The organism is Providencia sp. PROV119 (genome assembly GCF_028482435.1).
In the GTDB taxonomy this organism is placed as follows: domain Bacteria; phylum Pseudomonadota; class Gammaproteobacteria; order Enterobacterales; family Enterobacteriaceae; genus Providencia; species Providencia stuartii.
Genome location: NZ_JAMPQL010000003.1, coordinates 196,134 through 208,874, shown reverse-complemented (window position 1 = coordinate 208,874; position 12,741 = coordinate 196,134). Strand labels below are relative to the sequence as shown.

Sequence of the window (12,741 nt, the reverse complement as noted above, 5' to 3'; positions counted from 1 at the left end):
GACAAATCACCTTATATTCAAGTCGTCATATAATTAGGATCACTCATATGAATGTAGCTTTCCCTCCCGCCTCCAATGCGCGCTATTTTGCCCTGCGATTACGGCCCGGCGAGGATGTTATTCCAACACTGCGTCATTTTATTCAGCAGAACCACTTAAAAGCCGCTTTCATTGCTGGCTGTGTTGGTAGCTTAACTCGCGTTAATTTGCGTTTTGCAGGAAAAGAGACAACCGATCAATTTGTTGGTCGATACGAAATTGTTTCACTTATCGGCACATTAGATAGCGAAGGCGAACATTTGCATTTAGCCATTTCAGATGAAAATGGTCATGTGCAAGGGGGGCATATGATGCTTGACTGTACCGTTAGAACAACGTTAGAGCTTGTTATTGGGGAATTAGAGCATATCACTTTCACTCGTCAATATTGCGAATTATCTGGATATGACGAATTAGCAGTTTCTGAACGCACGCCCCACAACTCCCATTCTTCTGTTCATCGCTAAGGAGCGGTGTATTCATGCCAAAATCATCTACTCTTTCGAGCCGTACTTTAGCGTTAATTGTTTTTTCAATCGCTATTAACATGTTAGTTGGGCAAATAAGCTCAAGCATTAAGTTGCCAATTTTTCTTGATTCAATTGGCACAATCATTTGTGCTTTATTAGCCGGCCCTTGGATCGCTGCATTAACCGGATTATTAACCAATCTATTATGGGGATTACTCAGTGGCCCAATTGCCGCCGCTTTTGCCCCTGTTGCGATGATGATAGGCCTCAGTGCAGGGTTACTCGCTCATGCTGGATTTTTTCGGACGTTACCTAGAGTTATCTTTTCCGGCATCGTCATTACATTAGCATTGATGTTAGTTGCTGTACCTATCCGTACTTATTTATTTGCAGGTACAACAGGTAGCGGAGCCGATTTTTTCGTCGCTTACTTCCATGCTGTGGGAGAAAACCTACTTGAATCTGTTGCCATTACCGTATTAGGAGCCAACATTGCAGATAAAATAGTGTCGGCACTCATTGCGTGGTTATTAGTGCGTCGCTTACCGCTGCGTGCACAACAAAACTTTCCAAATATGGCGCGAGTAAGATAAATATGCATCCTTTTACCTCGCTGACATTATGGTTCTGGCTCAGCTTTACTGTTGTTCTATTACCATTTGACTGGCCGTTAATTGTCGTCAGCCTGGTGACTTTTGCTATGCTACTCGCATGGCGCCAAGCACGTTACCGCTATCGCTATGTTATTGGCTTGATGCTACCAATGGCATTAGGGCTATGGCTGATCCATAGTGGTTGGCTAACCTACTGGCTGACAGGCGAGTTTTCTGTTGCAACACAGCAGCAAAAAGCCTTGGCTTTATGGTTTCGGCTTTTAGCCATTATCAGTAGTGCACAACTGTGGCTACAGTATGTGTCGACTGAAAAATTGATTAGAGCGCTATTTGCTAGCCGTTTACCAACCAGCTTTTCATATTTATTAGCTGGGCCACTCTTGTTTGTTGAACAACTACGGCAACAAATCAGCAGTATCAAAGAGGCACAGTTGGCACGAGGCGTCCCCCTTGATGGCAATCTGTTACAACGATTTATGTCATTACCGGCATTGATACTGCCACTCGCAACCCAAGCACTCAGTGAACTGGCTATCCGTGGAGCTGCCTTGGATATGCGTGGTTTTCGTGCCGTGAGTCAGCGAACAACGTTGGGCGCCCCAAAAGACAACCTCTTTCAAGCCATTTGTCGTTATGCCATTTTAGTCATTATCATCATTGAAGGAGGGATCGACTGGTGGTGGTAAATTTACAACGACTATGTTTTACCCACAAAGGTGCGGGATCAACCACCTTAGGCCCTATTGATATACAATTAGCAGCAGGACAGTGGCTTGCCATCTTAGGGGGCAACGGTAGCGGTAAAAGTACACTCGCTCAACTGCTCTGTGGTTGGTTACCTGAATTGATTACAGGTGAACTTAGTGGTGTCGCTGAGGTTTTATCACAACCCATATCACAAGGCCACTTAGCAGTACTCAGTGCGCAACGCCAACTGATCCAACAATCACCACAATTACAATTATCTGGTTGCACATTCAATGTGGAACAAGAAATTGCCTTTGGCCCTGAAAACCTTGGGTTACCCGAAGCACAAATCAGGCAGCGTGTTAACGAAGCCATTGCGCTTACAGACTGCGAAGCTTTACGCCATCGACACCCCTCGACCTTATCAGGTGGAGAAGCCCAACGCGTTGTCATCGCAAGCGCACTCGCCATGCAGCCTAAGTTATTATTATTGGATGAGGCATTTAGTCGCCTCACACCAAAAGCCGCCCATACCATGCTACTTGCGTTGAAACACTATTCTCAACGTACCAATTGCAGTGTGATCCTGTTTGAGCGCCAACTACTTCCTGCGATGAGTTTTTGTGAGCAACTGATGTTATTAGATGCGGGTAACGTCATCGCCACAGGTACTGATAGAAAAAAACTTTTTTCGGTGGCACAAACCACCATTAATATGCCCGATGCTTGGCGTGCACTTGGTTATTTAATCAATCAAAATGCTTGGCCTGCTGACATTCCCAATGATAACAACGCATTACTTAAGGCATTTAAGGAGTATTATGCTACTTTTTGAACATATTGATTATCGTTGGTCTAAAAGTACCCAAGAGACCATTTCACAGCTTTGTTTGCGTCTCGAAGCGGGCGAATGGGTTGCATTAGTTGGTGACAATGGTGCTGGAAAATCGACACTCCTGCGGCTTGCTGCGGGTCTATTGCGCCCAACACAAGGTGAGATCCACTTTAATCACCAAAAACTTGCCGCACTGAACGCTATACAACGTGCCAGTCAAATTGGTGTTTTATTCCAAGAAGTCGAAAAACAAGTTTTCCATAGTCGAGTAAAAGATGAAGTCGCGTTCGGCCTTAAACGACAAAAGCTATCTCAATCAGAGATAGAAAAACGGACGTTGGAAGCCCTTGAATGTTGCCATTTGCAAGATGTTGCCAATAGTCACCCTCTTGATTTAGATGCAGGTCAACGGCGTATGGTGGCTGTCGCCAGCCTGAGTGCGATTTCCCCCAAAGTACTGCTATTAGATGAACCTACTCGTGACTTTGATGCACGTTGGCTCGCTTGCTTTGAGCGTTGGTTGGCATTACAGCGTACGATGGGCACGACGCTACTCGCCATTAGCCATGATCTTGATTTTGTTGCTCGCCATTTCAAGCGGGTTATTCATCTATCAGCAGGTAAAATCATTGCTGATGGTCCGCCTGAAACCGTACTTAACCACCCTGATTTACAACCGGAATCCGTGCTTCCAACACCAACACTGTATTCATTGAGTCACGCATTGGATATCGCGTTAGAAAGCGACCCTAAACGTTGGGCTGATAAATTTATCCGTATTAGCCGCGAGCCAATCTGACTTTTCAGCTTGAACGTTATCAGTTTTTATATGGTTGTCGACCCTTGATATCAACACTAAGGTTTGATTTATTGCGGTGATAACGTCTTAGCTTATATCTAGATATCGATATCAGATAGGTAAAAAATGCCATGTTAATGGTAAACTATCCCGAGTCAAGGTTGGACAAGTGTGTGTCATGCTGCTCTGTTTTATTATTTGTAGCATGATAGGCCCGATGTATATAAATAACCCGCAAGAGAACTTTGGCTGTATGGACGAATTAAAACCAGAAAACTAATTATCTTCCTAAGTAAAAGCTGTAAACATCCATTATGCAGCTTCCCCGCTAAAACAGCTCAGTAAAACCGATAACCTAAACGCCAAGATGTTAGTTAAAGCGTCAATACAGTTGTATAATGAAAAGTGGTCACAATTATCTGTGTTATATGTATGAAACTAAAATATGAATTCCTTAAATATCACTTTGTATTCTATGATCTGATCTTCGAACAGATGACTAAGGTTTAATCATGCGGGCAATCCAAGCGCTATTTTGTATCTTCTCCCTACTATTTTCGGTGATAGGATACTCTGCTGACAATAAGTTAACCTTAGTTATTGCAGGTATGACTTCGCAACAAGTGGTTTCTATTATGGGGGAACCTTCTGATTCAGCAACGATAGAAAATGCCACCCTATTGCTCTATACCAAGCGCCCCACCATGCTTAAAATGCAAAATACTGTTCAACACTTTATTTTCCTTGATAACAAATTGGTAGAGTATGGTGAAAAGCATATTGAACCCACACATTCAGCCTATAACCTGATACCTGCCACTGAGCAACTACAGTTATGGTTAGCAGAGCAAGGCAAAGATCTTAATCCATCTGCGGCGGCTCATGACCTTACGACCAACAAAAAAATAGCACCAATAATAGCGGCTTAGCTTTCTGACATCCCCCTCATTTAAGGGCATTTCGTCCAAAAAATCGAATGTCGAGTGTATTCGCAAAGTTGCGCATCGTATTTTCAAAGCTAAAAGTGTTGATAAGACAGCCATCATTCTCCTTATCGCCCATGAATAACAGATGAGCAGCTAAAGGCACCAAACCAACTCATCGCTGACGTAATCAACTCGCCCTTTACACCATGATTTTTAGAAAAAGGAAATTCCTTGAAAACGAAAAATGAGCAACATGCGTGTCCATTGTAATGCCATGTTTCTCATCTACGACACGATAGTTGATAGGTGGTCGTTCTTCGGGTTGTGTCGGTGTACAACAGCATCACAGCATCGATTTTGCGAGTGAGATGATTTTCGAGCTAATGCCATGGTTTCGAACTGACATCATTGAGGGGAAGGTTTTTTAGGTTGCCGCTTAGTGCATTATTCATACTGATTAGTTCAAAGCCCTCACTAAACAGCGAAGGCTTTGTCAGCACTCTAAGTGACTTTTTAAAACCGATTAGATAACAAATTAATCTAATGTTACGCCGATACGACGCGCAACTTCCTCGTAAGCTTCAATTAAGCCACCGAGGCTTTGACGAAAACGGTCTTTATCCATTTTATTGAGGGTCTCTTTATCCCACAGGCGGCTACCATCTGGAGAGAACTCATCACCAAGTACGACCTTGCCTTTGAACAGGCCAAACTCCAATTTAAAATCAACGAGGATCAGCCCTGCATCCGCAAAAATTTTTGATAACACTTCATTGGCTTTATAACTTAAGCGCTTCATTTCCGCCAAGTTTTCTTTGTTCACCCACCCAAAAGTTTCACAATACGACTCATTCACCATCGGGTCATGTTTTGCATCATCTTTTAAGAACAAATCAAACAATGGTGGATTTAATTCCATCCCTTCTTCGACGCCAAGACGTTTAACCAAAGAGCCTGCTGCACGATTACGAATAACGCACTCTACGGGCACCATATCCAGTTTTTTTACCAATGCTTCTGTGTCAGAGAGCAACGCTTCCATCTGTGTTGGAATACCCGCCTCTTCTAATTTGCTCATAATAAAATGGTTAAACTTATTGTTTACCATCCCTTTACGCTCGAACTGCTCGATACGCTCGCCATCGAGTGCTGATGTATCATTACGGAATTCCAGAATTAAAAGGTCAGGATCCTCAGTGGTATAGACCGTTTTCGCCTTACCACGATACAACTCAGCTTTCTTTTGCATCTTACACACTCCAGAGATGGGATTATTCAATTAGGGTATCAACCTGCAAAATTGTGTCTGCAGATCCAGATAAGTAACAATAAAATGGTTGAAATTTACCCTTTTACCGTTACTTTTCTGCTCTGTTTCAATAAGTTATTGAATAAAAGAACCTGACAAGCTAACTAACTGATATTCAATATTTTATCTACTGTACCTAATTATAATAATAAAATCCACGCACAGACGCAAACGATTACTTAAGCTTAAACACTGGTTTTTTGTCCATTTCGCTGACCATAAAAATGAAGCTATTAATCGATTGGCATAAAGAAAGGTTGTAGGTATGACTTAAATGCAAAAAAGCCGCAACCTCAAATAGAGGCTGCGGCTCCATAACAAAGTAATAATTACTTGTCGCCGACTTTACTAAAAGCCGCTTTCAGTGCAGACACCATCTCATCATTTTGTTTCTGAGTCAGTGGTGTACCCTTAGTATTAATAAACTGCAAGCTACTGCGGTTATTTAAATCACCGACTTGAATTTTATAATCCGCTTCTGGAATTGATGGGTCATCAATCCCTAAATTTTGCCATTCTGAACTGCTCAGGCCTTTATAAGTTACCATCACAGAGCCATTTGAACGACTGCGATCACCCACTTTCATACCGATGCTTTCCAGTTTACGTGGTAAACGCTCCCAAACAGCATCAAATGGTGCACGTACGATGACAACAGGCAAGCCCGTGGCATCACTGCCAGATTGAACATCAATAATGCCATATGCACTTTGGATACTATTTTTATTGGATGTATCACGTAAAGCATACAGGCTATCGGTTAACTCATTTAGCAATAATTTGTTATAACGCTGAATTTCAGCCTGATCCGTCACCGCTTCTGTACCTTGACGTAGGCCTAAATTCGTTACCGTCAGCGCGATCATGCCCCCTTGAGGTTGCACAGTGACTTTATGACGGCTTTCTAATGGAACGTCTTCATCCGCACGTTCCCATTTTACCCAATCCGTTTCAATCGAGCGCGACCCATCGTCTTTTGTCGTGACTGGAATATTACGCTGTTCCAAAATCATAGTGACTTGTGACCATAGCGCACTATTCTCAGGTGTATTTTCAAGCAACAAGCGGCTTGCTTCCGCGCTATCTTCAGTACGTGAACCCGCTAATTGCGAAATAGACAGTACAGGAGGGCGAATATCGAGTGCTTTACCTACTGGGCCAGATGAGGCAACTTTAGGGACGTCATATTCGCCATTTTGCAATGGTAATGTCATTCCCTGAGGTATATTCAACACTTTCAATGGCGCGGCATCGAGATAATCTTCGTTACCGCTGACCTGACGTTTATAGCGCTGATCGCTGGAACAGGCTGCCAGTAACACAACGAGTGACAGGCCAGCAACCTTCATAACCTTCGATTTTTGCAATAATGTTGCCATTAAAATTCCCTAAATTTTACAGTAGCCCAGCGAATCTCAGGGCCTGCTCCACTTTTTGTTGGCCTGACTCTGTTAACGGTGTCATTGGTAACCGTAATGTAGCGTCAGCAATCAAGCCAAGACGGTGGCAGCCCCATTTCGCTGGAATTGGATTAGGCTCAACAAATAACTGATGATGCAGACCCATCAGACGTTTGTTTAATTCACGAGCCTCAGTATATTTGCCCGCAAGCGCTAAGTCACACATTTTTACCATTTGTGCGGCTGCAACGTTAGCTGTAACAGAAATAACGCCCTGACCACCCAACTGCATGAAGTCGAGTGCCGTTGCATCATCACCGGTGAGCAACACAAAATTATCATCAACCAGTTCTTTGATTTGGTGAACCCTTGCTAAGTTCCCTGTCGCCTCTTTAATTGAAACAATATTCGCCAATTTAGCCAAGCGACCTACCGTTTCAGGCAATAAGTCACAACCTGTACGTGATGGTACATTATAGAGAATTTGTGGCAAGCTCGTGTTTTCTGATATTGCTTTAAAATGCTGATACAACCCTTCTTGTGAAGGCCTATTATAATAAGGTGTGACTGTCAGACAAGCAACAACACCTGAATTTTCAAACTCTTTTGTCAGAGAGATAGCTTCTGCAGTGGCATTTGCGCCAGCTCCTGCAATGATGGGGATGCGTCCGTCTGCCAGTTCTAGAGTTGTATGCACCACTTCAACATGTTCTTTATGAGTTAAGGTGGCAGACTCACCCGTTGTCCCAACAGACACAATCGCAGAAGTGCCGCTCTCAACGTGGTAATCAACTAATCTTTTCAAACTTTGTTTATCCAAACGACCATTTGAATCCATTGGTGTAATTACCGCAACAATACTGCCAGTTAAAAATTGTTTATAGTTTGTGTTTGAGTGAGACATAGCTATACCCCCTAAATAGTTTAGTCTCCATGGTACTTTTTCATTTCAAAGAAGAAAACCACCCAACCACAGGTTTTTAATGAATTTTGTTAATACCGCTAGGATTAACTTAAATAGAAGTAATAATTCTCGATCATGACTCGCAAGAGTGAATCTGCCCTCTTGGCAGATTCTTATTTTTGTGGTTTCCTTACCATCATCACCAAGCAGATTTTGTGCTTGAAAACATTGAGCAAAAAAGCGAATCTGCAAATTAAAAAATAAGGAACAGACTTTGCCTAAGACTGAACAGCAATTTCTTGTAATTACTGCGCTGGGTACCGATCGTCCGGGCATTGTGAATACCATCACTCGATTGGTGAGTGAATGTGATTGCAACATCGAAGACAGCCGTTTAGCGATGTTTGGTAAAGAATTTACCTTTATTATGATGCTTTCGGGTAGTTGGAATGCGATTGCACAAATTGAGGCTATTTTGCCACTAAAAGGGGCTGAATTAGAGTTACTCATTGTGATGAAACGGACGCAGAGCGTACAGACGACAGATTACCCATCAACGGTAACCGTCAATGTCGTCGTCGATGATGCACCACGCATCGTAGAACAATTTACGAATTTATTTACAACCCAGCAATGTAATATCGCGGAGCTTGTGTCAAAAACACAGCCTGCAAGTAATGGTATGCCGGCGCAACTTGAAATACAAATCACGGCACATCATCCATTGGATGATAATGGCATAATTATAAAGAATAAATTTCAACAACTATGTACAATGCTCAACGCTAAAGGCAACATAAGCATTGTAAATAATCCCAAAATGCAGAGTTAACGGAGATATATGTAATGAACCCATTGAAAGCCGGTGATAAGGCGCCTCAATTCAGCCTTCCTGACCAAGATGGTGAAATCATCAATCTTTCAGATTATCAGGGTCAACGCGTATTAGTTTACTTCTACCCTAAAGCTATGACCCCAGGGTGTACCGTTCAGGCATGCGGCCTGCGCGACGAAATGGAGACACTAAGAGAAAAGGGTGTTGAAGTTTTAGGCATTAGCACAGATAAACCCGAAAAATTGTCTCGTTTCGCTGAAAAAGAGCTATTGAACTTCGCACTATTATCAGATGAAGATCATCAAGTATGTGAACAATTTGGTGTATGGGGTGAAAAACAATTCATGGGTAAAACTTATGACGGCATTCACCGCATTAGTTTTCTCATTGATGCAAATGGAACTATTGAACATGTATTCGATAATTTCAAAACAAGCAATCACCATGAAATTGTTCTCGAGTACATAAATACTCACGCTTAACATTTAATTTGATAGGGTTGTTTAGCTTTATGCAACCCTTCTCATCCCCCTTCCCTTTATATCTTTCATTGCTGACTAACCTAAAAGCTAAAAGATTTTTAGTCATCTGATTGACTGAATCATTTGAGTTAAATGGCATACTGATGGTAATGAAAGGGAAGATAGAAAAGATAGCCAAATACAGGCTCAACTTAGACTTGTTGAACCTGTTTAGCCATTAATACTATTTGCTACCGTTGAAGCTGTTGTTGGTATAAACGGTAGTTTTCCTCATCGAAGCAAACAAAAATAACTTTCTTTGGCAAGCTATTGGCGGCGAGATAGTTAGCCACAGTTTCACAGGCAATCTGTGCCGCTAATGGCTTAGGAAAGCGATAAATGCCTGTACTGATATTGGGAAAAGCGATGGTTTCGATTTGATATTCGCTCGCCAACCTCAAACTAGATAAATACGCATTGGCTAAGATTTGCGCCTCTTCATGGATTCCATCTTGCCAAACAGGCCCTACCGTATGGATAACATACTTAGCAGGTAACTTACCTGCGGTGGTGATCACCGCGTTTCCAGGCTTACAACTACCCTGTTTTGCTCTAATTTGCCGGCATTCATCAAGGATTGCACTACCACCCGCGCGATGAATCGCGCCATCAACGCCACTACCACCGAGTAAAGCACTATTCGCGGTATTAACAATCGCATCGACGGCAGTTTTCGTGATATCACCTTGCTGTAGTTCAATTTGAGTTTGCATTTCCCTCTCCATCATTCCAATTTTTGCTGACTCTCGGACGTATCCTCTGGCCACACATTGATAACAGCCTTAATCAGCGTTGCCAATGGAATAGCAAAGAAAACGCCCCAAAAACCCCATAAGCCACCAAAAATCACGACCGATAAAATAATCACTAACGGATGAAGGTTAACCGCTTCAGAAAAGAGTAATGGAACAAATAAATTACTATCTAACCCTTGAATAACAAGATAAACAATAATTAATGACCAAAAATCACTGCCGATTCCCCACTGGAATAGCGCCACCAATACCACCGGGATCGTCACAGCCACCGCACCAATATAGGGGATCAAGACTGAAACCCCAACCAGCACTGACAACAATACTGAATAGCGCAAATCAAAGTAGGCAAACCCAGCGTAGGTACAGACCCCGACAATCACCATTTCGGTCACTTTGCCGCGTAAATAGTTGGTGATTTGCTGATTCATCTCGACCCAAACTTTCCCCACCAACAAGCGGTTTCTTGGCAATACCTTTTGAACGCTACTGATAATTTTTTGTTTATCTTTTAATAAGAAAAACATCATTAAAGGCACGAGTACGGTATAAATTGCCAAGGTAAATACACCAATGAGCGAGGCCACCGACATTTTAACCACCGATTCCGCCACTCCAGATAAACGGCTGCGGAGATTATCTGCCATCATATCGATAATACCCGCATCAACCAACGCTGGGTAACGCTCTGGTAATGTTTGCGCGAACTCGTTAAAACGCGTTACCATTTTAGGTAAGTCACCAACGAGATTGATCCCTTGTTGCCACGCCGTTGGTGCAATAATTAAAATAACCATGGCACTAATTCCAGCAAACAAGGTCAAAATAATACTGACTGCAACAACACGCGAGCAACCGATACGCTCAAGTAAGTGTGTTGGCCATTCAAGGAGATAAGCCAATACTATCGCGACCAATAAAGGGGCTAAGATATTGCTGAAGAAAAAGATGATACAGAAGCCGACAATGAGCAACGTAAACAGTGCAACAGCCTGTGGATCAGCAAAACGTCGCCGATACCATTGTAATAACATTTCCAGCATTTATTAGCTCCTTGGAAATTAATGCTTTAAAGACAGTTCCTAAATTATCGAAAATTATACCAATTAACAGACATTTCGGTAGCTTTTGCTATCATGGATTGATCTCAAAATTAATCGTTGTACGGGATGCAATTGTTTCATGAATAAAAAACTGAAAAATCCACTTCTAGTTTTATTGATAGCCGCGTGCGTCAACGGCGCTGTGCTCCCTGCTTACAGTGCCGTTGAGGACACACTTCCTGATATCGGTACGACAGCGGGTGGTACACTGAGCATCAATCAAGAAATTATTATGGGTGATGCTATCACTCGCCAGATCCGTGCCAGTACACCATTGATTTACGACCCACTGCTTAATCAATACATCAATAAGCTGGGGATGCGGTTAGTGAAAAGTGCCGACTCCGTGAGAACGCCCTTTAAATTCTATTTGGTGAATAACCCCAATATTAACGCCTATGCCTATTTTGGGGGGAATGTGGTGCTGCACTCCGCACTATTTCGCTATAGCCAAAATGAGAGCCAATTAGCTTCTGTCATGGCGCACGAAATTTCTCACGTAACGCAGCGTCACTTAGCACGCATGATGGAAGACCAAAAAAGCACCACTCCCCTTGCGATTGCCGGTACGATTGGGTCGTTATTATTAGTTATGGCAAACCCACAAGCAGGGTTCGCCGCTTTAACGGGAACCATGGCAGGCGTCCAACAAGGAATGATCAGTTTTACTCAAGCCAACGAGCAAGAAGCAGACCGTATTGGCTTACAGACCTTAAGGCGAGCAGGTTTTGATCCTCACTCTATGGCCGACTTTATGCAAGTGATGTCAGATCAAACCCGCTATATGTCAAAACCCCCTGAAATATTGCTGACTCACCCACTACCAGATAGCCGTTTAGCGGATGCGCGTAACCGCTCTAATCAGTATCCAAAGGTTACCATACCTTCATCAGAAGACTTTATGCTAGCCCGTGTTCGTATTTTATCCATGTATACGTCAGGACAACAGCATGCATTAGATCAAATTCTGGATAATTATAGTCGAGGCACTCCTCAAGAAAGGATAGCGGCTGACTATGGTCGTGCTTTGAAGTTATCGCAAGATAAGAAATATGCCGAAGCGACCAAGATCATGAGCAACCTACTGGAAAAACAACCCGATAATCCTTGGTTTATCGATGTTATGACAGATTTGGATATTGAGCAAAATCGTGCAGCCCAAGCGGTGACTCGTTTACAAAATGCATTAAAAAAATCACCAAGCAACCCCGTATTACAAATCAACCTTGCCAACGCTTTAATTAACAATAAGCAGTATCAAACGGCTATTTCATTACTGAACAAATATACCTTCAATTATCCCGAAGATCCTAATGGTTGGGATCTGTTAGCTGAAGCCTCGGCGAAATCAGGTAAGCGTAATGAAGAGCTAGCCGCTTATGCAGAAGGTATGGCGCTTCGAGGTAACTATGATAACGCGATTAATTATCTCAGCGAAGCGAGTCGAAAAAGTCGTCTGGGAAGTTATGAGCAACAACGCTATGATGCTCGCATAGATGAGCTAAGAAAATTACAATTAAGAGACAGTAAAGCTAAACCGTAAG

Annotated in this window: 14 protein-coding genes; 9 read left to right on the top strand and 5 right to left on the bottom strand. The window is 42.7% G+C overall.

All coding sequences use genetic code 11. The annotated features are described in order from the left end of the window. Window positions 1-47: 47 nt before the first annotated feature. From PSF11_RS05615 to PSF11_RS05590, 6 genes are all read left to right on the top strand, one after another. On the top strand, window positions 48-506 hold the full coding sequence (locus PSF11_RS05615) for a PPC domain-containing DNA-binding protein (RefSeq protein ID WP_014656117.1): 459 nt from the start codon (window positions 48-50) through the stop codon (window positions 504-506). A gap of 14 nt (window positions 507-520) precedes the next feature. Then, window positions 521-1,102, top strand: coding sequence for a membrane protein (locus tag PSF11_RS05610; protein WP_014656118.1), 582 nt, complete (start codon window positions 521-523; stop codon window positions 1,100-1,102). A gap of 2 nt (window positions 1,103-1,104) precedes the next feature. Further along, a complete protein-coding gene (locus PSF11_RS05605; RefSeq protein WP_036940535.1) occupies window positions 1,105-1,809 on the top strand; it encodes an energy-coupling factor transporter transmembrane component T in 705 nt (234 codons plus the stop codon). Beyond that, window positions 1,800-2,645 (top strand): energy-coupling factor ABC transporter ATP-binding protein, encoded by an 846-nt coding sequence (locus tag PSF11_RS05600; RefSeq protein ID WP_072502308.1) that lies wholly within the window; start codon window positions 1,800-1,802, stop codon window positions 2,643-2,645. Before PSF11_RS05605 ends, PSF11_RS05600 begins: the two co-directional genes overlap by 10 nt. After that, entirely contained in the window at window positions 2,632-3,444 is an 813-nt protein-coding gene (locus tag PSF11_RS05595) for an energy-coupling factor ABC transporter ATP-binding protein (protein ID WP_072502309.1), read from the top strand. Before PSF11_RS05600 ends, PSF11_RS05595 begins: the two co-directional genes overlap by 14 nt. A gap of 512 nt (window positions 3,445-3,956) precedes the next feature. Beyond that, entirely contained in the window at window positions 3,957-4,373 is a 417-nt protein-coding gene (locus PSF11_RS05590; protein ID WP_072502310.1) for a hypothetical protein, read from the top strand. Between the two features lie 532 nt (window positions 4,374-4,905). Here PSF11_RS05590 and purC read toward each other — a convergent pair. From purC to dapA, 3 genes are all read right to left on the bottom strand, one after another. Continuing rightward, the gene (purC, locus tag PSF11_RS05585; RefSeq protein WP_072502311.1) at window positions 4,906-5,619 is read right to left on the bottom strand and encodes a phosphoribosylaminoimidazolesuccinocarboxamide synthase; all 714 of its coding nucleotides are present in this window, start codon (window positions 5,617-5,619) and stop codon (window positions 4,906-4,908) included. Window positions 5,620-6,008: 389 nt separating this feature from the next. After that, window positions 6,009-7,058, bottom strand: a complete 1,050-nt coding sequence (bamC, locus tag PSF11_RS05580) for an outer membrane protein assembly factor BamC (protein ID WP_004920611.1) — start codon at window positions 7,056-7,058, stop codon at window positions 6,009-6,011. 16 nt (window positions 7,059-7,074) lie between these two features. Then, on the bottom strand, window positions 7,075-7,983 hold the full coding sequence (gene dapA, locus PSF11_RS05575) for a 4-hydroxy-tetrahydrodipicolinate synthase (RefSeq protein WP_004920614.1): 909 nt from the start codon (window positions 7,981-7,983) through the stop codon (window positions 7,075-7,077). A gap of 274 nt (window positions 7,984-8,257) precedes the next feature. Between dapA and PSF11_RS05570 the strand changes: the two genes are divergently transcribed. Next, window positions 8,258-8,815 carry a glycine cleavage system transcriptional repressor gene (locus tag PSF11_RS05570; RefSeq protein ID WP_004920620.1) on the top strand — a complete coding sequence of 186 codons (558 nt, stop codon included), beginning with the start codon at window positions 8,258-8,260 and terminating at the stop codon, window positions 8,813-8,815. A 14-nt stretch (window positions 8,816-8,829) separates the two neighbouring features. Next, on the top strand, window positions 8,830-9,300 hold the full coding sequence (gene bcp, locus PSF11_RS05565; RefSeq protein ID WP_004920623.1) for a thioredoxin-dependent thiol peroxidase: 471 nt from the start codon (window positions 8,830-8,832) through the stop codon (window positions 9,298-9,300). 230 nt (window positions 9,301-9,530) lie between these two features. On the opposite strand, the gene PSF11_RS05560 is transcribed toward bcp, so the two are convergent. Together PSF11_RS05560 and PSF11_RS05555 are read right to left on the bottom strand one after the other, a co-directional pair. Continuing rightward, a complete protein-coding gene (locus PSF11_RS05560) occupies window positions 9,531-10,052 on the bottom strand; it encodes an O-acetyl-ADP-ribose deacetylase (RefSeq protein WP_061063944.1) in 522 nt (173 codons plus the stop codon). Window positions 10,053-10,063: 11 nt separating this feature from the next. Continuing rightward, on the bottom strand, window positions 10,064-11,137 hold the full coding sequence (locus PSF11_RS05555; protein ID WP_004920629.1) for an AI-2E family transporter: 1,074 nt from the start codon (window positions 11,135-11,137) through the stop codon (window positions 10,064-10,066). A gap of 139 nt (window positions 11,138-11,276) precedes the next feature. On the opposite strand from PSF11_RS05555, the gene PSF11_RS05550 reads away from it, so the two are divergent. Continuing rightward, complete coding sequence (locus tag PSF11_RS05550; protein ID WP_004920633.1) at window positions 11,277-12,740, top strand: beta-barrel assembly-enhancing protease; 1,464 nt, start codon at window positions 11,277-11,279, stop codon at window positions 12,738-12,740. Window position 12,741: the final 1 nt, after the last annotated feature.